Here is a 16,037-nt window from a genome sequence, read left to right on the forward strand (position 1 = left end):
CTCAGTCCTTCTTCTGCTTGGCCCGCTCAGCTGCTTCCGCCTGTTCCACCGCATTGGCAGAGAGGAAAGCAGCATCCATTTTGCGAATGATCGCGATCTCGACGCGGCGGATCAGGTTGCCGGTGAGTTCGGCCCAATCGGCGATTTCCGAGTAAGAAATGGGATTGGGTCCTGAGAAGCCCTGGCTACGCGCCGCGCTGAGTTCCCAGAACCATTCCCATAGATGCGCCCAATGCTCGGCAACGGTGAACTCGGGATTAAGATGCTCCATTCCGAAGCGGGCATTCCTATCCCGCCTCGTCTCGCCAGTTTCGTCCGGAGTATCGTACCTGACCGCCAGCCTTACGGCTTCGCAGCAGGCCTCGGCGATTCCTTCGTAAAATTTGCGAGGTTGTTTGCCGCCTCGCTGACCTGGGCATAGATCCAGTCTTCCTTATCAAGGATTTCAACGGCCTTCTTAAAGGAAAACTCAGGCTTCTCACCGGCGTATGTGTGCTCGCCCCAATCCCATGAGGCGATCCAAGACGCGGCTTTTTCGAGCTCCTGGCGCAAACGCATTTCGCCCTTGACCAGCTTGCCGCGCTGCTGCCGCTCGGTCACCTCATCGACATGCTTGCGAAGCACTTTCTTGGCCTCCGCAGACGATGCCGAACGGATCTGAAAGATGATGCCGATCTTCTCCTCCGTGTCCGGCCTGACGAGATCGAGGGGAAACAGCGTCTCATAGTTGTAGATGCCGGCGATATCCATGTGTCACCTCAGGGTGTAATCGGCTGCGGATCAACGACGATCTCGGTCTGAACGAGACCGAGCGTGAAAATCTCGAGGATGAAGTCCTCATTCCGGCCGTTCGGACGCGTTGGACCGGTGACAAGGCCGCGGTTGTAATAGACCGAGTTGGTCGTATCCTCGTCCGGCGCGTCGGCGTCCTCTGTTTTGTAAGCATAATAGTATTTGGTCTTTGCCGCCGCCCGCATCGCCTGCTGGCCGGGATCAGAGGGATTGCGTGCGCATTCCACCGCAGGATCGCCGGCATTGGAAATGCCCTTTTGCTTCTGGGTCACTTCGGTCGAGAGCTCGTCGTAGCTGACGATATTCGTGTTCGTGCCGCTCTCACCAATCGAGGCGACATTCTTGACCTCGGTCCAGGTCAGGGCCTCGTATTGCGTCTGCGTCAGGTCGGTCGGCTGAGCGAGCGGGATCGGGCCGCCTGCGACCGTGCAAGCGATGTAGAACTTGCGTCCCTTGTTTGTGTTGGCCATGGGTCAGCCCTCCTGCTTGGCCTTCGGCAGCAGATCGGATACGGAATGCACCTTCACCCCGACATCTTCATATGCCGCCTTGATGTTGGGATAGTCGCCGTTCAGGTAGACCGTCTTGGCCTCCTTCTTGACGCCGGTGAAGTGGACCGGGTTGACGATTGTGATGTCGTCAGCCTTCTTCAGTCCGGGCACTCGCGTGCCGGAGTAGACAAGCTTCATCTTTGCTTCTCCTAGATGATGGCTTCGATTGAGACGGTGACCGGCACCAGGAGGTGCGTATCGTCGGGAATGGGTTGGGCGATCTCCGGCGCCTTGGTGACGCGCGCCGTAACACCATAGGCGGTCATGCGAAGGTCTGCCGGGAAGTGCGCCGCCACCTGCCCCGCAATCTCGATCGCAACGGCAGCATTCTGGTTCTTCCGCTCAAACACATCGATCTGAAGCCGCGAAAGGCGCTGGTGAGGATCGGAACCGCTCAAAAAGAGCCGTCTATTGATGTTGGGTATCCAGGTCACGCGCAAATAGCTCGACAGCGAAGCATTGAAGCTCTCATTCGGCCATGCGACCGGCAGGGCCGGCGACAAGACGAGCGACTGCACCCTCGCCTTTAGTGCGAGCCAGATCGACGTTTCTATTGATGGATAGGCCATACTTCGCTCATAAAAATGGGCGCCTCAGAAGAGCCGCCCGTGCCTACTCCTATGCGCGCTCGCTGTGCTAGGAATGAGCTGCTAATGCTCCGGGGGAGACACATGAACCAGCAGGAACAGCGCGAGGTGAAGGACGCCGCCAGCGTTGTGGCATCGGTTCAGACGAACTGCGCCACCGAGACCCCGTCCCAGATCATTACGGTCGCCAGATCGTCGCTCATGTCCTGGTTTGGCATTTTAGGTGGGGTGCTCACTATTTTTTCTAATCTGCAAGGAATTCTTGATCTTGCAAGATGGGCCCATTGGCTCGCGGGTGTTTGGACCACCTATGCGGTAGGGTTTTGGCGAGCAATCTTCGGTGTATTTGGAATTCGCACTGATGCCGACGCTACGATGATGATTTGCATGGCGGCGTTTGTCACGATGATCGCCTTGGGAGCACGGGTCGAAAATGATGTTTTGACCTCCGACCGGGAAGAATGGCCAATATCATTTCGCCGAGCAGCAAATTGGCGAGTTGCAGCGGCGACGGCAATTTATCTACTTCTCAGCCTCACGACCTACTATCTCTATTTCATACCTTGGCTCGCCGACGCCTACATCCATGACCCAATATTTATCTCCGCTGTCGCTAAAACGATTTACATCACTGCGATTGTCATAGGCCTCCAAGGCTGGCCGACGAAGCTCTCTATCTTTGTAGCCCTTTCATTTGCTGCTCTAAGTCATGTCTTCACCTACGGACCTATGCGAGACGCAATAGAACCCAACATATCTGAAGGTTTATCCGCGGCGCTTGCATTGGGCTTTGCCGTCGTTTCCGGCCTTTCCGTCGTGATATTGGCACCCCCAAGAGCTTTCTGCCGTCGCCTTATGTTCGTGATTGCTGGGGTGGCAATTCTCATTGGGCTAAGCGAATTGTCGACGCTTGGGTTGTCCGTTTCGGCGCCGCCTGTTAGCTGATCCGGTTCCGATCTCGGACGTTTCATGCTAGCCAACTTGGATGAAGCCGCTCAGCGACAACGAGATCCACGAAAGACTGACCGCTGCCCGCCAGCTTATTGGCGACGAGACGGCGGAAACCGTTCGCGGCGATACGGCTCTTGAGGCAGCCCGGCGTGTGCTTTCCGGCCTCTCCCTCGCCCTGCTCCTTGCAGGTGAGCAGGAAAGCGATCGGCTGGCCGGCGTCAAAGACCAAGACGCGCCTTAAGCTCCGCAACCTTCTCTGCAACGATTGCTTGCCACCGCTGGGCGACCATATCGACCCATGGCCGCGGCGGCCTTCCCCCTGCCCCGTAATGAACGTAGGCGCCGTACTTGGCTGTGTAGCCGAGATAGATCGTCTCCCCGACATCTGCAGCCATGATGACGAGTTCGATCTGTCCATAGTCGGGCGTGAACGTGCCGCCCGGATTGTCGAGCGAAAGCACCGGCATGGCAGTAGTCGAGGCCCGAAGCGAGGCGCGAAGAAAGCCGGTGTCGACTGGAACGAGCGCCTGCATCTGCGAAACGAGCTCCTGCACGCTCTCGCGAAAAACGGCCTCGATCGCACCCTCGACCTTGTGAACCCAGGCATCGATCTGGGCCGAGAAGGATTGGGCCACTACGCCGCCCTCTGCCGGCGCGCGACATTGGCAAAGTGGTCGATCTTGTATTCCACCCAGCAGCGGCAACCGACGATTTCAGAAGCAGGTGCCTGCGGGTCACCGGGATAACGCAGCATTGCGCCGCTCGGGCTCTGGAAGAAGCCGTCCATCGGTGCAGACTTCCCGCTCAGGATCCTGTGCGTGTGCCTCACACGGCTATCACCGGCCGAGCGCCACAACTTTGTTACATCCTCGACCATGATCTTGCCCGCCGCGATCTGCTGCCGGATCGCGTCATCCCGGCTCTTGCCAAGCGCAGTCATGGTCTCGGTGCGGGCCAGCATCTCGCCGCGAAGTTCGAGGAGGCGGTCCGAGTACCTGCCGACTATCCTATTAACGGTCTCGGCAGGGATCGGTTTACCCTCTTTGATGGCTGCTGTGACTACCCGATCGAAGCGCTTATCCCGCCTGCCGCGGCTCAGGTAGTGGTGTAGCTGGTCGGGCTCACCAGAAAGCAGCTCATGGCGCGCTCGGGCAACATACTCGCTCTGGGCTGTGGTGAGCCCGATCACCCCGCCTTCCCTGCGGTTCGTTGCCCTCGACACTCTTCCGACGACATTTAAGGCCGTCTGGCGCGGGTTCTGGCCGACCGCCAGCCCTTCGGTCAGCGCGTTACGGATCGCCTCTCGCTGATCCTCTACAATCCGCGTCACTAGCGTCGAGGAATGCTCGCGCAACCACGCCTCGGCCTCTGGATTGCGGATGCCGAACCGGAACACCACCCGGTTGCCCTCGGGATCGCTCATCCTGGGCATGTTCTCGACCGAGGCCGCACCACCGGCGTTGTATGCCTCTGCTATAGCGAGTTCGAGCTTGGCAAAGGCATCGGCGTCGAGGTGCATCGCCTCGATTGCGCCGGCCACATCACCGCGCTCCAGCCTCTCGACGACGACGCGCAGGACGACCGCATTGCGGATATCGTCCACAGCCGAGAGGAATGCCAAGCGCAGCCGCCCGTCATAGGTCGCGAGTAGTTGCTCGATGAGGTCACGGGTTGGGCGTGCCATGGGCTAGGTGAACCGTTCGCGAGGTGATATGCGTTTGAGCAATGGACTCTCCTGTGCGGCGCGGTAATCTCATCTCAGGGAACGGGAGGGGGAAATGCCAAACGATCACGTGCTTCGTCGCCTTGAAGGCATCTGGGCCCAATTGAAATCGGCGCATTTGGCTGGAGCTGGGCTTTCCACTAGTTCTAAGGGACGGGAACGAGAGGCTTTCGTCGATCTATTCTTGAAGAGCGTTTACCCTCCGATCTACCGTTTCGGGTCTGGAGACGTAACGGACGCTGCAGGGCACAAGAGCGGCCAGCTCGACGTAGTAATCGAGTTTCCCTTCGGCCCCTCATTGCCATCGGTAGGGTCCGATCAAGTGAGGCTATACCTAGCGGAATCGGTCGCGGCCGTCGTCGAGGTAAAGTCGGACTTAGCCAATCAATGGTCGGAGGTGCGTAGGACAGCTTCCCAACTTGCCCCGATAACCCGAAGATTTGGCGCGGCAATGATCATGGGAAATCCGCCTTCAAATCATGTTCCGCTGATCGCTGTCGGGTTCAAGGGATGGTCTAGTATCGAAACGCTCGCGCGGCACGTCGATGATACGCCAGGTGTTGAGGCCGCACTTGTAGTGGAAAGCGGTCTGTTCGCATCTTCAACAGGAACCGGAAATTGGCGTGCCGGTGGAGTCGCGGCACTCTGGGCGATGATTTGCTTTACGCACTTTCAACTGAATGCTCTTCAGTCCGCTTCAACTGACCCTCTGCAGTACCTTCGCTAACTCTAATGCGAAACTTGGGCCAATGAAGCCGGACTCGGCTTTCGCGCAGACAAGTTCCACGACATGGCCGGCCTTCGGATGCGGTCACTCGAAAAATTCCTTCCGATCCAAGCCGAGTAAGCTTATCACAAGAAATAACCTCCGTTGACTAAGCCTCACACCACGCCTTCCACGCTACCGTCGTCCCAGCAGCCGGTATCGGCGTCAGATTCGTGATCGCCCTCTCCACGCCGTCGATGATGAGCGTGTCAGTGAGCTCGGGCACGACAGCAGGGACAGCGAACGTCACCAAGTCGCCGGTCTCGACAATCAATACGCCATTTTCGTAGCGCTGGTGGAGCCTGCGGACACTGGCCTTGAGCGGATAGGTCGCCGGCGTCTCAACAGGCGGGTCCCATTCGTTCTGGCCCGGCGACAGTGTAACGCGCTTAAGCAGGACGGTGCCTTGCTGGAAACGATCGAGCAAGCGCGTCGCCGTGCCCTGCATGCGGCCGTAGTCGAAGCGCCGGGCCATCAGACCACCATGATCGACGGGAACCCGCCGAGAGGCCGCAGGAACGGCGCCAGCAGCCCCTCGATGACGGTCATGACTGGTATCAAAGTTCCGGCGAAATCCGCCGAGCTGGCCTGCTGGTATTCGACCTCGACCGCGCCGTCGACCTTCTCGCGCTTAACGCGCTCGGCCGCCGATCCGATGACCGACAAGCTTTCCGGCTCCCTCGCCTCCTGAAGCGCAGCCTCATAGCTGGCATGGATGACAGGGAGAGGCACGACGTCATCAGGGATGGCAGAGCCGCCGGCATATGCGCCAGTGCGTGGCCATGCCCGCTCCTGCTCCCAACCACCTGTCTTCTCGCCGACGAAATTCATGCCGTAGATCCCGTCGACATAGACGGACCCTCGCTGGCGAAGCACGGCCGGCGACGGAGCGCCATCGGGCAGTGTATAGCCATTCTCTGCCAGCCAGGCATTGAACCCGCTGTCGTCTCCGTAGCCGGCCATGGTGTTTTCTCCCGCTCGGGAACTTCCGATCATTCGTGCGGTTTGAAGGTTCCCCGTCACGGAGAACAATCATGCACAAAGATGAATTGAAGGGTTCCGCAAAGAAAATGCGCGGAACAGTCAAGGACGAGGTCGGTAAAGCCACCGGCGACGATAAGATGCGCGCCGAGGGGAAGGCCGACAAAGCAGAGGGCAGCATTCAGAAAGGCGTCGGCAAGGCTAAAGACACCGTTCGCGACGCCCTCAAGCATTGAGGTAATGGGCCGCACAACCGCGGCCCATTCGCCTACGTCTTTGTAGCCTTGACGTATTCTGCCTTTTCCTCTTCGGACATGGCGCTGAACGCATCTGCATCGGCTTTCGACAAGCCAGACGCCAGGACTTCGTCGCCCTGAACGATATCAAACCTGCCGCCGCCATGGTGAACCGCCCTGAGGGCAGTCGGATCCAGTTCGGGTTGCCCCGTTTTCGCCTTGCCGCCCTTGGCCTTCACCTTGACGCCTTCGCGCTCGAAAGCCTCGATCTGCGCCTCGGTGAGTTCCTTTGCATCAACGATATCCGCCTCCTTGCCGGCAGGGACGACCCGATGGCCGCCCCTCACCTTGAAGGCCTTGGCAACATGGCTGCCGTTCTTGACGTGATACTGCGCCATGATCAGGTCCTCACTCCCTTCCTCAGGACGTCGGGACGCTGCACGAAATACAGCGGATAGCTGTAGAGCTCGCCGCGGGTCCATGCCTGCCGATCGCGATCCGGGATGTTGATGGCGTAGGTGTCCTGCCCAAGCGTATTAATGTACGGGCCGAACTCGGCCGGTGCCATCGCCTTCTTGAACACGTCACGCGCGCCCACGGGGAAGAACTTCGCCTCGTCCGTGTCGATCGCCACGGTCGAGTTGTCGTCGGTGCCCCGGTAGTTGTGCCAGGTGATGCTCCCGTAGGTGAAGGACTGGAACGACCGGTCCTGTCGCAGGTCGGCGGCGGCCTGCCAGTTGATGTAGGTCTTCTCCACCTCCGGATGCGTGATCAGAGCGTCGAAGAAGGCATCCCCGACCAGGGAGTGGACCGTAGTCGACGGTGTGAAGGCACCGCCAGCAGAACGCTGCATGGACCGGATCACCTCGGCGCACTTCAGACGGACCGCACCAGGCGCCGGGCTCGGGTTGTCGAGATCGAAGTCGATCGCGGCAGGCTCAGGCACGCCGAACTCGGTGAAGTAGTTGTAGATCACCGTCGTGCCATCGGCATCGAGCAGGAGACCCTGAAGGGCGCCCAGTCGATGGTACTCGTGCGTAAGCTCCAGGTCGTCGCGGACCATCGCCATTCGGCGCAGGTACTCCGCTTGCACCTGGGCGAACTCGGTTTCAGACCCGAATGCGCGAATGCCCTGGATCTCTTCCGCATAGAGCGTGAAGCCCTTGGCAAGCCGCACGGTCTTGAGCGGAACCGCGTTACGAGGATCAACCTCCAATTCCTTGGGCGGAGAGCCAACCGGGCTCGCGGGAATGAGCGTCAGCTTGTTCTCGCGACGATCAACGAAGATCGAGCGCGTACGCACAGGCATCGGCTCGAAAATTCCGAGCTGGCCAAGAAGCTGGGGTTTGTACCCGACCTTCTGAACCGCGCCGGTGAGCGAGGTCATCGAGAAGGCCGAGTTGTTGAAGACGTCCATAGATGCCATGGTTTCGGCCTCCTTTAGCGAACGATAATGCCGAGCGCCGCCAGAGCCGCGTTGGCCGTAGCCTTCGCAGCATCATCAGCGCCAGCCTGGTAGATGAGATGCGCACCGTTCACCTCGCAGTCGCGAACGACGACGGTGCGCTTGACCGTACCGACCGCAGCCTCGAACAGGATGCCGGCAATAGTCTCGGCTCCCGTTGCAGCGGCCGGGTCATAGCGCACGAAGTGGCCCGTCGACGTATGTTTGCCGAGGATCGTGCCGGCCTGAAGGCCAGGTGTAGCCCCAGCGGCAACCGTGCCGTCATCGCGGCTGCGATACATGCCGTTCGCCTCGGAGACGAGGAAATTGGCAGTGCCGCGGTGTTCATTGAGCTGTGCCATTGAATCAGGCTCCCTTCTTCACGCTGACGCCGGCGGCGGCAAAAACACCCTCGGCCCACGCGTCGTTGGCTACGATGGAATGGTCCTGGGTGCGGAGCGCATCGCGAACGCTGTCGTTCGGCTTGGCATCCTTGGTCAGGGCCTTGAACATGCCGGTGATCTCGGCTTCGGAGACGTCCTTGACCGCCTCGTCGCCAAGACGGGCCGTGACAACCGCCTTGCGGATTTCCGCATCCGACTTGCCATCGGTGACGATCTTCTCGTCCACAGCCTTAGCAGCGGTCACCAGCGCTACACGATCCGCAACCATGCGGTCGATATCGGCCGGCTTCGGAGCAGCGTCCTCGAGCTTCTTCTTGTCCGCCTTGAGGGTGCCAATCTCCTCGTCCTTCTTGGCGACGGCATCGGCATGGTCGGCCGTCAGCTTGGCGATGTTCGCTGCGGAGTCGGCCAGCGCCTTCTGCAGCTTCTCGATGGCCTGGGCGCCCTGATCGGTGGTCTGCACCGACAGTCCGTCCACGACCACAGTCCTGAGTGCGTCGCTCATCGCGCGCGTCTCCTTTTCTGGGGTGGGAGTGATCGGGGCGGCGCCCCACTTTCCCGCGCTGTCGCCAACGCGAGCCTGTGAACCCGCTCGGGCCTTATCGACCAGTGCGAGGTGATTGATGCGGATGGACCGCTGAACTGCGTCGTATGGTTGGCCGTCTGGCGTCACGCCGGCGGTGAAATCAAAGTCGGCAATGTAGCCTGCCGAAAGTTCCCGCTTGCCGCCCTCGATTTGGCCGATCGCTGCGGCATCCTTGAAGATCAGGGGCAGTTCTACCCAATCGCCAACCTGCTTGGCGGCCGTGCTGACCTCGCCGACGGACAGCGCCTTCCAGTTGTCAGCCGTGACCTGTTCTGTCGGATGATCGATCGTGATCGGGGCGTGGCTGAAGCTCTGCAGGCTGTCCTTGGCGAATACCTCCTCGGCCGGCCGATAGACCCGAACGATCTTCATCTCTGGCTTGCCGAGCTCGTCGCCCGTGTAGAGCTGAATGCCAGCGCGCACGCATTTGGCGGTGGCGACAAGATAGCCGTCACCGGTCCGCCGCGTTCCCGCGACGGTTACAGCGTCTGTGAATTGCATGAGACTCGACTTTCAGTTGACGGTAGGCCTACTCTCACGAGACTGGGCGAGAGGGGGACAACAATGAACGAATGGTTTGTTTTCGCAGCCAGCTGCGTGTGCTTGGCCGTAGGACTGCTGCTATGCTTCTTACCGGCCAGACGTTATCTGATGCCGGCCAATATAGGCGCTGCCGGCGGGCTCTTTCTCATTTGCGGCGTGGTTCTAATGACCACCTTCAAGTGGACCGAAGTCGCGCTCAAAATAAGTGGGCTTGAGGTAAAATTGGCCGAGGCGGAGAACGAAGCCCGCATGGCCCAATCTGCTCTTACCGCAATTAAGGTGGCTACTTCACCAGAGGGCAAGAAACAGTCCCTAGATGCTCTACTCGCCAATTATAGACAGCTTTCGAACACCGACCCAACGGCCTCTCAATTGGCTGACTTTGAAAGAGCACTCGACAGCGCTGATGTAACAATTGTTCCCGTGCAAGCTCTAGGCGCGATTAATCAGCGGTCTACAGATACTCAGAACGATTGACTAGCTTCCTTAAAATTGGCGCTTCGATCTTCAAGGATCTCTTGGAAGATCTCCGGCTCGCTGATTCTTGCCCTCTGCCGGCATCGCTGCCGCAAGATCCTCTTCATCCTCCTCCTGGTCGGCGAGCGTGCCGTACTTCTTGATCGCGGCCTCGAGGCCAGCCAGCGTTCCGTCTTCCACTAGCTCGGAAACGAACGCATCCGACAGCGCCTCTACCGGCATCAGTGGACTTTCCTGCCCCTTGCCGGCGATGGTGCGAGCAGCATCGGATTTGGCCTTGAATATTTCCGCCTTTTCCTTCTCGCTCATCTGCCAGAGCGGGTTCCAGACGTAGTGAATATCCGGATCGCGACTGCCGAGAGCTGAGCGGATCAGGCATTCGTCCAGGTTTGCCAGCGCCGGCTGCATTTCCAGCGTCTGGCCCGAGGCAATGCGGTCGTAATAATTCCTGAGATCAGCCTCGCCCGTCGAATTCAGTCCGCCCGGCGACATTCCAAACAGGCGCGTCATCGGAATATCGGCCGCGCCGCTGACATTCTGGAAGAACCGATCCATCAACTCATGCAAGTTGGTGAAGCTCGCCGACTTGCGCTCGTACTTCTCCTTACCGTCGAGGATGAGCATGCGGTTGATGCTCTTGCCGGTGGCGGCGATGCGATAGCGATCCGTGACCTTCCGCTCGCCGTCGGGCGTGCCGACATAGGCCATGAGGCCTTCCATCGTCACCACATCGACATTGGCCTCGAAGATCAGGCTGGCGATGTTTGCTGACGTGCTGTCCGCCTGCTTCACCGCCTCCAAGACTGAGGTGAGGACGCTATCGCCCCAGGCATAGCTGGCGCTAGAAGTGATATCCCGATCGGGAAGCTCATTGCCGATAAAGATGGCGAGCCGAGAGGGGTGGATTTTGACCCGGGCGGTCGTGCCGCTGACAACGGTGTAATCCTTCGGCCGACCATAGAGAGGCGAAAGCGGATCACTCTCGATCTCGCACGGCTGAAGCTGGCGCGGCGTGAGTACGGTCAAGAAGCGGATACCACCGGCTTTCACCTTCTCCACATTCAACGGCTGCGAGGCATCATCGCCCAGATCGAAATAGATCGCAGCCCCGCCAAACAGCCTCGCCTTCTTCCGCACCTCCAGAACCTTGCCCTGAACGCCAAGGCGGGTTTCCTCCGCCTCCAGCTTCTCGATCTGAGGGTTCTTGGCCTGCCATGCGCGCCATGCGCGGCAGGAGTCCAGCGCCGGGATGTCGATAATCTTTCTCGGCAGCCAGGACGTACGATAGGCCGCAACCAACTGCTGCAGGTCCACTGTCGGCTCGGTGTAATAGACCGTCGCCGCCTTGTCCCGCTCGGTTCCCAGTCCGGCAATGGCGCTGGCGAGGCCATCGCGGACGAAGGTCAGAATGTTGCCCATCCGAGCCTCACAGGTTGTCCAGGTTCATGCCGAGGAAGCCACAGATATCGAGCGCGGCATCAATGAAGGGGTCCACCTGGTCATCGAACCCGCCATCGGGGAACGCCGCCAGTTCATTCTCAAAGTCTTTCAGCCACAGGGCCGACTTGGGCAGCACGATCAATCCCGCCGCAGCCGCCGGCACCACGTCGAGGGCGCGAGTGTATTTATCCTTCTCGCGCTGCATCGCGATCACCGGTATCGCCTTGCGGGTGAGCGACTGGATTAGGCCGGTACCGGATACCTTATCCTCGATTGCCATCTTGCGAAGGTGGCCGTATCGGTCGGCAGGCCAATCATCACCGCGAAGGCGCGTCCACAATGCAAAGGCGGTCTTCTCTAGCTCGGGCGCCTCAAACCGCCCGCGCACCACCTCGAGTAGATAGGCCTTGCCATCCACCCCGGCGCCCCAGTGCTCGAATACGGTGTAATCGTTGCGCTCTTTTGTCTTCTGCGCCGTATCGACGTAGATCGCGCGCCATGAGAGCCGGGGCACATCATCGTATCGGGGCAGCAAACCCGGCTTGAACAGGTTGCCACCCGCAACCGTAGGTTCCTGTGCGTACTGGCCCGCGTAGACGTGCGGAGCGCCTTGCAGAACCTTGATCTGCTCGCGGGTGTGCTTCTCCTCCCACAGCGGCCCGTCATGCAGCCCGTGCGGGATGAGAGTGACATTGCCGGGCGGAGCCTTACCCTCGCCCTCGATAAGCACCGGAAGCTTGAGCAGATGCCAGTGCTCGCCGGAGTTCTCCAAGAGGTGTGCCACGAAGTCATCGATGTGCAGGCGCTGCATGATCACGATGACCGGCACGTCCTCATGCGCCAGGCGGGATCGAAAGGTGTTCTCCCACCGCTCGTTGATGAACTTCCGGGTCGTGTCGGACGAGGCATCGTCCGGCTTCAGAGGGTCGTCAATGACCAGCGCACCGGTAAAACCTGGCTCAGCTAGTATACCCGCACGAAACCCGGTAATGGGCTGACCGGCAGCAGCGGCACGCAGGTGCCCACCGGCGGTTGTCCGCCACAAACCCTTGGCGTTTTGGTCCGGCCTCATCGTCACCGGCCAGTGGGCCTGATAGCCCGGCAGGCTGATGACGTCCTTGACCTTGGTCGAGTTATCGAGTGCCAGCGGCTCGGCATAGCTGGCATGGATGAAGCGCGACCGCGGATTGATTGCAAATCCACGGGCAATGAAGTTCACCACCGCCAGCTCGGTCTTACCATAGCCAGGCGGAATGCAGATGATCAGGCGCTTGATCTCGCCCGTGAATACCTGATCAAGGGTCCCGCACATGACGGGATGAAACGGCGCAACCGAGAATGGCTGCCCTTCCTTCTCCCGGAAGAATTTCATCGTGAAGGCCAGATGCGAGCCGAGCAGTTCATTCCGCTCAGCTTGACGATCGGCCTCAGACCTCCTCGCCTCCCTCTCGGCCCTGATCGCCGTCAACAATTCCGATCTGGACAAGTGCACGTTCAAGAAGTTCGAGCTCCTCGTCGGTCATGCCCTTGAGCTTGGTGACGTCCATGGTTTGGATGGGACCGCCGTTACGGCCAGTGTGCTGCATGGAGGCAAGGCGCGGATGCATGTACGGAGCCGCATCCTTCGCAATCGAAGCCGCCTCATCCCACCGCATGTGCTTAGCGTGCTCACGCATTGCGGTAAGCATGACCTCCAGCGGCGTCAGTCCTTCGGCAGTTGCCTTGTCCGCAATCGCCCGAGTTCGCCGTGTGGTTGCTCCCTTCGGTCTCCCCGCGCCTATTCTCTTGCCACCGCGCGCCACGTTTGATTACCTTTGATTTAATTCAACCACAGGGGGTGCATCGTGAAAATTCTGGCGCCGTTCGAGGCCACAAATCTCAATGAAACCAAGGTGGGGGACTTGATCCGTATTATCCATTCGCCATCGCCGTTCGGGCTAATTGTCCATAGCTACCAGGGACAACGCGTCGTGGCAGTGCTGCAAGATGCCGAAACCCGTCCGCCGTACCACATCGCTTACAAAAGAGACTTCCCGTGCTTCCGCTACACTGCCGGTTGGGTTCTCGAATTGCCGCAGGATGGTGCCGAGTTTTCCGCAGACAAACTCGCGTCAACAGCTGGCGTTATACACATCGGAAAGAACGGCCCACTACTCAACCTAAGCGCCTCAACAGCCGAGGACGAACCTCTGACGGTCAATCTTAATACGTTCGATTGGGACGATGTCGATCATCGCGACGCTGCGTTTCCAATATGGCGCATTTGGGCTTCTGCGGATGACATGCAACGGGATGATGCGACGCCGATCTTCGAGTTCAAGGCGCCCCAAAGCACCACCTGACCAAGCCTGCCGCCTTGGTCGCCTCTCACCAAAAACTTGCCCTTTGCGCGCTCCTGCGTGAAGCTCTCGTGACGTGGGTTGGGGAGCATAGGCATGCCAGATTTTCCGAAGACGCGGGAAGCAGCCAAAGGGACTGCCACCGAATGGGCATGGGAAACACCCGATCACTGGCCCCGCAGTATCCGTCGTGTTTCCTTGGACGATGATGGGCTTGGCTTAGATCCGACAAACGGCGGGCTTTACTGGCAGGGCCAGCCGCTTGTCACCGAAAAGCGGTGGAGCACCACTGAACGTCGAATTGCTATTGCCGGCCTGCTGATCGCCTCAATTGGCGTTGCTGCGACAGTTGTGCAAGCTTGGGCTGCAGTTTGCGCCTCACCCGCGCCTTAGCTCCATCCGTCGCTGTACCGATTTGGTTGCAGGCGCATTTCTACACCAATACTGGTGATACTCGCGCCCGCTCTACTAGACAGGGCGCTTGCTTTTCCCCCATAACTTGCATTGGGGGCAATGAAATGATGCAAAAATTGACCATTACTGCGGTTCTGGCGCTTGGGCTCGCCGGCTGCGCAACCACAAGCTACAATGTTGACGAACTACCAACAAAGGACACTCGCGCCCTTTGCCGAATCGTCGCTGAACATCCTAACCAGGAATACAAGGCCGAAGCGGTCAAACTTCTCGCGAAACGCGGCGCTACTCCTGAAAGGTGTGTACGATTAATCCAAGCCGACAACGCCATGATAACTGGGATCGCAGTTGCCGGAGCCGCAGTAGCGGTTGGAGCTGCCGCGAATAATGGCGGGTACTACACGCCGCGATATCGCGCCTATGGCGTCGCCTGGGATCAGTTTCAAAACGAATATTACCAAACGACATGGCGTTGCCGCGATCGGGCTAATGGTCAGTTCGTTCCTGATTATCAGTGCAGCCACCTAGCAATGGTGGATTCCACCTGGCCTGGCTGGTGATATCATGCAGGACCACTAGCGAGGCAATTGCGACAACAACTCGCCCCTGAATTTCGAAAAGTTGGACCTTGGCCAAGACGTATCGTGGTTCACTTCGGCGTAAGCACGCCAATCGCCATTGCCGAATCGCTCCCTCATTCCATCCAGAGCAGGCTTCATGACCGCTGCCATCTCAATGTATTCAGACCTTAGCGGCGAAAACCGCCGCTGAACTTCAGCCTCCGAAAGCTGCGGTGCTAGGTGACCATACGTCCGATCCACCGTGGCAATGTCGGCGTGGCCAAGCTGCTTTGCCACAATGGACAACTGCATTCCAGCCTGCACCAGTTGGCTGGCATAAGTGTGCCTGAGACTGTGAAACACCGTACTCTTCGGGAGCCCGCAGGCATCGGTCAGATCGCGAAACAGGTGTTTGTAACGCTCGCTCCAGGGGCGCCCGTCCTGGTTTCGGAAAACATATTCGTGGCCCTGCCGCTTACGGCAGAGTGAAAGAAAGAAAGCCATCCCTTCTTCCGGCAGGAGGACGAACCGCGGCCTATAGTTTTTCGATGGAGAAACGTAGATTCCGAAACCCTCACGGCCAACGTCTGCAACTTTGAGATAGACCAATTCTCGCACTCTGCAGCCGGTATAAAGGGCGCCAAGAATAAGCTCCCGGAGGTCCGGACGGGCCGCCTCTATAAGCCGCTTGCATTCTTCTCTTCTGAGGAAGACCATGCGTGGACGGTCGACGTTCGGAAGATGCCTCAGGCACCGTTGCGGGCGATCAGTATCAATCTCGCCATTGTCCCAAGCTAGCGCAAATGCACCACGCAGGGTGCTGGTCAGCGCATTCATCGTCTTCTTTCGTTTGCGCAGCGCCTCGGGATCCAAATCGCTGATATCGCGACGCGCACCGATGGCACGATTCCCGTATTTTGGGGGCGTTTCCAGAACGTCGACGCATAGCTGGTGAAAGTGCCGCCCATTGAAATCAGCCAATGGCACGCTCGCAACGCGGCCCGCCAAGTGGTGATTGATCATGGTAAGGACCGAATAGAAGGTTGTCGGCGCTGCAGCCAGTCGCTTCCATTCAAGATAGTCGCGGAGCGCATGCCCAACCGTATAGACCGGCCCGATAGGGCAGTAGATCAGTTGGCCGTTGTACCGGACGATATGGCGCGAAATGGCCTTCGCGCTAATTGAAGTCGAGGCAAACCATTGCTCGGCTTCCCTAACTGCCCCCTCGAAGGTGAGACCGGGA

General features: G+C 59.2%; 25 protein-coding genes. 8 read left to right on the top strand and 17 right to left on the bottom strand.

The features are described 5' to 3' along the window. Position 1: 1 nt before the first annotated feature. From GNP00_RS01570 to GNP00_RS01590, 5 genes are all read right to left on the bottom strand, one after another. Complete coding sequence (locus GNP00_RS01570; protein ID WP_011580569.1) at positions 2 to 271, bottom strand: phage tail assembly chaperone; 270 nt, start codon at positions 269 to 271, stop codon at positions 2 to 4. Between the two features lie 71 nt (positions 272 to 342). Next, entirely contained in the window at positions 343 to 750 is a 408-nt protein-coding gene (locus GNP00_RS01575; RefSeq protein WP_011580568.1) for a hypothetical protein, read from the bottom strand. Positions 751 to 758: 8 nt separating this feature from the next. Next, positions 759 to 1,262 carry a hypothetical protein gene (locus tag GNP00_RS01580; RefSeq protein WP_011580567.1) on the bottom strand — a complete coding sequence of 168 codons (504 nt, stop codon included), beginning with the start codon at positions 1,260 to 1,262 and terminating at the stop codon, positions 759 to 761. A 3-nt stretch (positions 1,263 to 1,265) separates the two neighbouring features. Next, on the bottom strand, positions 1,266 to 1,481 hold the full coding sequence (locus GNP00_RS01585; RefSeq protein WP_011580566.1) for a hypothetical protein: 216 nt from the start codon (positions 1,479 to 1,481) through the stop codon (positions 1,266 to 1,268). Positions 1,482 to 1,492: 11 nt separating this feature from the next. Then, positions 1,493 to 1,912, bottom strand: a complete 420-nt coding sequence (locus GNP00_RS01590) for a phage tail terminator-like protein (protein WP_011580565.1) — start codon at positions 1,910 to 1,912, stop codon at positions 1,493 to 1,495. A 102-nt stretch (positions 1,913 to 2,014) separates the two neighbouring features. Here GNP00_RS01590 and GNP00_RS01595 point away from each other — a divergent pair, with 102 nt between their 5' ends. Both GNP00_RS01595 and GNP00_RS01600 read left to right on the top strand, forming a co-directional pair. Then, positions 2,015 to 2,875 carry a hypothetical protein gene (locus GNP00_RS01595; protein ID WP_049764710.1) on the top strand — a complete coding sequence of 287 codons (861 nt, stop codon included), beginning with the start codon at positions 2,015 to 2,017 and terminating at the stop codon, positions 2,873 to 2,875. A 40-nt stretch (positions 2,876 to 2,915) separates the two neighbouring features. After that, positions 2,916 to 3,122: a hypothetical protein gene (locus GNP00_RS01600; protein WP_041544621.1), complete on the top strand. Its 207-nt coding sequence runs from the start codon at positions 2,916 to 2,918 to the stop codon at positions 3,120 to 3,122. Here GNP00_RS01600 and GNP00_RS01605 read toward each other — a convergent pair. Beyond that, entirely contained in the window at positions 3,100 to 3,516 is a 417-nt protein-coding gene (locus tag GNP00_RS01605) for an HK97 gp10 family phage protein (RefSeq protein ID WP_011580563.1), read from the bottom strand. The genes GNP00_RS01600 and GNP00_RS01605 overlap by 23 nt on opposite strands. Continuing rightward, the gene (locus GNP00_RS01610) at positions 3,516 to 4,565 is read right to left on the bottom strand and encodes a structural protein (protein WP_011580562.1); all 1,050 of its coding nucleotides are present in this window, start codon (positions 4,563 to 4,565) and stop codon (positions 3,516 to 3,518) included. Before GNP00_RS01610 ends, GNP00_RS01605 begins: the two co-directional genes overlap by 1 nt. A 94-nt stretch (positions 4,566 to 4,659) precedes the next feature. Here GNP00_RS01610 and GNP00_RS23785 point away from each other — a divergent pair, with 94 nt between their 5' ends. Next, entirely contained in the window at positions 4,660 to 5,331 is a 672-nt protein-coding gene (locus GNP00_RS23785) for a DUF6602 domain-containing protein (protein ID WP_011580561.1), read from the top strand. Positions 5,332 to 5,479: 148 nt separating this feature from the next. On the opposite strand, the gene GNP00_RS01615 is transcribed toward GNP00_RS23785, so the two are convergent. Both GNP00_RS01615 and GNP00_RS01620 read right to left on the bottom strand, forming a co-directional pair. Further along, positions 5,480 to 5,797: a hypothetical protein gene (locus GNP00_RS01615; RefSeq protein WP_246263700.1), complete on the bottom strand. Its 318-nt coding sequence runs from the start codon at positions 5,795 to 5,797 to the stop codon at positions 5,480 to 5,482. Positions 5,798 to 5,844: 47 nt separating this feature from the next. Further along, positions 5,845 to 6,333, bottom strand: a complete 489-nt coding sequence (locus GNP00_RS01620) for a DnaT-like ssDNA-binding protein (protein WP_011580559.1) — start codon at positions 6,331 to 6,333, stop codon at positions 5,845 to 5,847. 71 nt (positions 6,334 to 6,404) lie between these two features. On the opposite strand from GNP00_RS01620, the gene GNP00_RS01625 reads away from it, so the two are divergent. After that, complete coding sequence (locus GNP00_RS01625) at positions 6,405 to 6,587, top strand: CsbD family protein (RefSeq protein WP_041544619.1); 183 nt, start codon at positions 6,405 to 6,407, stop codon at positions 6,585 to 6,587. Between the two features lie 32 nt (positions 6,588 to 6,619). Here the strand turns inward: GNP00_RS01625 and GNP00_RS01630 are convergent, their stop codons facing one another. The 4 genes from GNP00_RS01630 to GNP00_RS01645 are packed head-to-tail and all read right to left on the bottom strand — an operon-like array spanning position 6,620 to position 9,522. After that, entirely contained in the window at positions 6,620 to 6,985 is a 366-nt protein-coding gene (locus GNP00_RS01630) for a hypothetical protein (protein ID WP_011580557.1), read from the bottom strand. 2 nt (positions 6,986 to 6,987) lie between these two features. Then, positions 6,988 to 8,013: a major capsid protein gene (locus tag GNP00_RS01635; RefSeq protein ID WP_011580556.1), complete on the bottom strand. Its 1,026-nt coding sequence runs from the start codon at positions 8,011 to 8,013 to the stop codon at positions 6,988 to 6,990. 14 nt (positions 8,014 to 8,027) lie between these two features. Further along, complete coding sequence (locus GNP00_RS01640) at positions 8,028 to 8,393, bottom strand: head decoration protein (protein ID WP_011580555.1); 366 nt, start codon at positions 8,391 to 8,393, stop codon at positions 8,028 to 8,030. A 4-nt stretch (positions 8,394 to 8,397) separates the two neighbouring features. Continuing rightward, a complete protein-coding gene (locus GNP00_RS01645; RefSeq protein ID WP_011580554.1) occupies positions 8,398 to 9,522 on the bottom strand; it encodes a DUF2213 domain-containing protein in 1,125 nt (374 codons plus the stop codon). A 63-nt stretch (positions 9,523 to 9,585) separates the two neighbouring features. On the opposite strand from GNP00_RS01645, the gene GNP00_RS01650 reads away from it, so the two are divergent. Further along, positions 9,586 to 10,041 (top strand): hypothetical protein, encoded by a 456-nt coding sequence (locus GNP00_RS01650; RefSeq protein WP_011580553.1) that lies wholly within the window; start codon positions 9,586 to 9,588, stop codon positions 10,039 to 10,041. A 30-nt stretch (positions 10,042 to 10,071) separates the two neighbouring features. Here the strand turns inward: GNP00_RS01650 and GNP00_RS01655 are convergent, their stop codons facing one another. From GNP00_RS01655 to GNP00_RS01665, 3 genes are read right to left on the bottom strand one after another with little or no spacing between them, the layout of a single operon-like run. Beyond that, complete coding sequence (locus GNP00_RS01655; RefSeq protein WP_011580552.1) at positions 10,072 to 11,460, bottom strand: DUF1073 domain-containing protein; 1,389 nt, start codon at positions 11,458 to 11,460, stop codon at positions 10,072 to 10,074. A 7-nt stretch (positions 11,461 to 11,467) separates the two neighbouring features. Beyond that, complete coding sequence (terL, locus tag GNP00_RS01660) at positions 11,468 to 12,853, bottom strand: phage terminase large subunit (protein ID WP_011580551.1); 1,386 nt, start codon at positions 12,851 to 12,853, stop codon at positions 11,468 to 11,470. A 55-nt stretch (positions 12,854 to 12,908) separates the two neighbouring features. After that, positions 12,909 to 13,157, bottom strand: coding sequence for a hypothetical protein (locus GNP00_RS01665; RefSeq protein WP_157038041.1), 249 nt, complete (start codon positions 13,155 to 13,157; stop codon positions 12,909 to 12,911). A gap of 168 nt (positions 13,158 to 13,325) precedes the next feature. Between GNP00_RS01665 and GNP00_RS01670 the strand changes: the two genes are divergently transcribed. The 3 genes from GNP00_RS01670 (at position 13,326) to GNP00_RS01680 (ending at position 14,794) form a co-directional block, all read left to right on the top strand. Next, a complete protein-coding gene (locus tag GNP00_RS01670; RefSeq protein WP_011580549.1) occupies positions 13,326 to 13,823 on the top strand; it encodes a hypothetical protein in 498 nt (165 codons plus the stop codon). A gap of 93 nt (positions 13,824 to 13,916) precedes the next feature. Continuing rightward, positions 13,917 to 14,213: a hypothetical protein gene (locus GNP00_RS01675; protein WP_041544616.1), complete on the top strand. Its 297-nt coding sequence runs from the start codon at positions 13,917 to 13,919 to the stop codon at positions 14,211 to 14,213. Positions 14,214 to 14,338: 125 nt separating this feature from the next. After that, on the top strand, positions 14,339 to 14,794 hold the full coding sequence (locus GNP00_RS01680) for a hypothetical protein (RefSeq protein ID WP_157038040.1): 456 nt from the start codon (positions 14,339 to 14,341) through the stop codon (positions 14,792 to 14,794). A gap of 15 nt (positions 14,795 to 14,809) precedes the next feature. On the opposite strand, the gene GNP00_RS01685 is transcribed toward GNP00_RS01680, so the two are convergent. Further along, positions 14,810 to 15,802, bottom strand: coding sequence for a tyrosine-type recombinase/integrase (locus tag GNP00_RS01685; RefSeq protein WP_246259330.1), 993 nt, complete (start codon positions 15,800 to 15,802; stop codon positions 14,810 to 14,812). Between the last annotated feature and the right edge of the window lie 235 nt (positions 15,803 to 16,037).

The sequence above is a fragment of the Chelativorans multitrophicus genome (assembly GCF_011317445.1).
Lineage (GTDB): Bacteria > Pseudomonadota > Alphaproteobacteria > Rhizobiales > Rhizobiaceae > Chelativorans > Chelativorans multitrophicus.

Excerpts from the sequence above, each read along its gene's own strand:
- GNP00_RS01570 (WP_011580569.1), bottom strand. The coding sequence starts at position 271 with ATGGAGCATCTTAATCCCGAGTTCACCGTTGCCGAGCATTGGGCGCAT.
- GNP00_RS01575 (WP_011580568.1), bottom strand. The coding sequence starts at position 750 with ATGGATATCGCCGGCATCTACAACTATGAGACGCTGTTTCCCCTCGAT.
- GNP00_RS01580 (WP_011580567.1), bottom strand. The coding sequence starts at position 1,262 with ATGGCCAACACAAACAAGGGACGCAAGTTCTACATCGCTTGCACGGTC.
- GNP00_RS01585 (WP_011580566.1), bottom strand. The coding sequence starts at position 1,481 with ATGAAGCTTGTCTACTCCGGCACGCGAGTGCCCGGACTGAAGAAGGCT.
- GNP00_RS01590 (WP_011580565.1), bottom strand. The coding sequence starts at position 1,912 with ATGGCCTATCCATCAATAGAAACGTCGATCTGGCTCGCACTAAAGGCG.
- GNP00_RS01595 (WP_049764710.1), top strand. The coding sequence starts at position 2,015 with ATGAACCAGCAGGAACAGCGCGAGGTGAAGGACGCCGCCAGCGTTGTG.
- GNP00_RS01600 (WP_041544621.1), top strand. The coding sequence starts at position 2,916 with ATGAAGCCGCTCAGCGACAACGAGATCCACGAAAGACTGACCGCTGCC.
- GNP00_RS01610 (WP_011580562.1), bottom strand. The coding sequence starts at position 4,565 with ATGGCACGCCCAACCCGTGACCTCATCGAGCAACTACTCGCGACCTAT.
- GNP00_RS23785 (WP_011580561.1), top strand. The coding sequence starts at position 4,660 with ATGCCAAACGATCACGTGCTTCGTCGCCTTGAAGGCATCTGGGCCCAA.
- GNP00_RS01620 (WP_011580559.1), bottom strand. The coding sequence starts at position 6,333 with ATGGCCGGCTACGGAGACGACAGCGGGTTCAATGCCTGGCTGGCAGAG.
- GNP00_RS01625 (WP_041544619.1), top strand. The coding sequence starts at position 6,405 with ATGCACAAAGATGAATTGAAGGGTTCCGCAAAGAAAATGCGCGGAACA.
- GNP00_RS01630 (WP_011580557.1), bottom strand. The coding sequence starts at position 6,985 with ATGGCGCAGTATCACGTCAAGAACGGCAGCCATGTTGCCAAGGCCTTC.
- GNP00_RS01635 (WP_011580556.1), bottom strand. The coding sequence starts at position 8,013 with ATGGCATCTATGGACGTCTTCAACAACTCGGCCTTCTCGATGACCTCG.
- GNP00_RS01640 (WP_011580555.1), bottom strand. The coding sequence starts at position 8,393 with ATGGCACAGCTCAATGAACACCGCGGCACTGCCAATTTCCTCGTCTCC.
- GNP00_RS01645 (WP_011580554.1), bottom strand. The coding sequence starts at position 9,522 with ATGCAATTCACAGACGCTGTAACCGTCGCGGGAACGCGGCGGACCGGT.
- GNP00_RS01650 (WP_011580553.1), top strand. The coding sequence starts at position 9,586 with ATGAACGAATGGTTTGTTTTCGCAGCCAGCTGCGTGTGCTTGGCCGTA.
- GNP00_RS01655 (WP_011580552.1), bottom strand. The coding sequence starts at position 11,460 with ATGGGCAACATTCTGACCTTCGTCCGCGATGGCCTCGCCAGCGCCATT.
- terL (WP_011580551.1), bottom strand. The coding sequence starts at position 12,853 with ATGAAATTCTTCCGGGAGAAGGAAGGGCAGCCATTCTCGGTTGCGCCG.
- GNP00_RS01665 (WP_157038041.1), bottom strand. The coding sequence starts at position 13,157 with ATGCGTGAGCACGCTAAGCACATGCGGTGGGATGAGGCGGCTTCGATT.
- GNP00_RS01675 (WP_041544616.1), top strand. The coding sequence starts at position 13,917 with ATGCCAGATTTTCCGAAGACGCGGGAAGCAGCCAAAGGGACTGCCACC.
- GNP00_RS01680 (WP_157038040.1), top strand. The coding sequence starts at position 14,339 with ATGATGCAAAAATTGACCATTACTGCGGTTCTGGCGCTTGGGCTCGCC.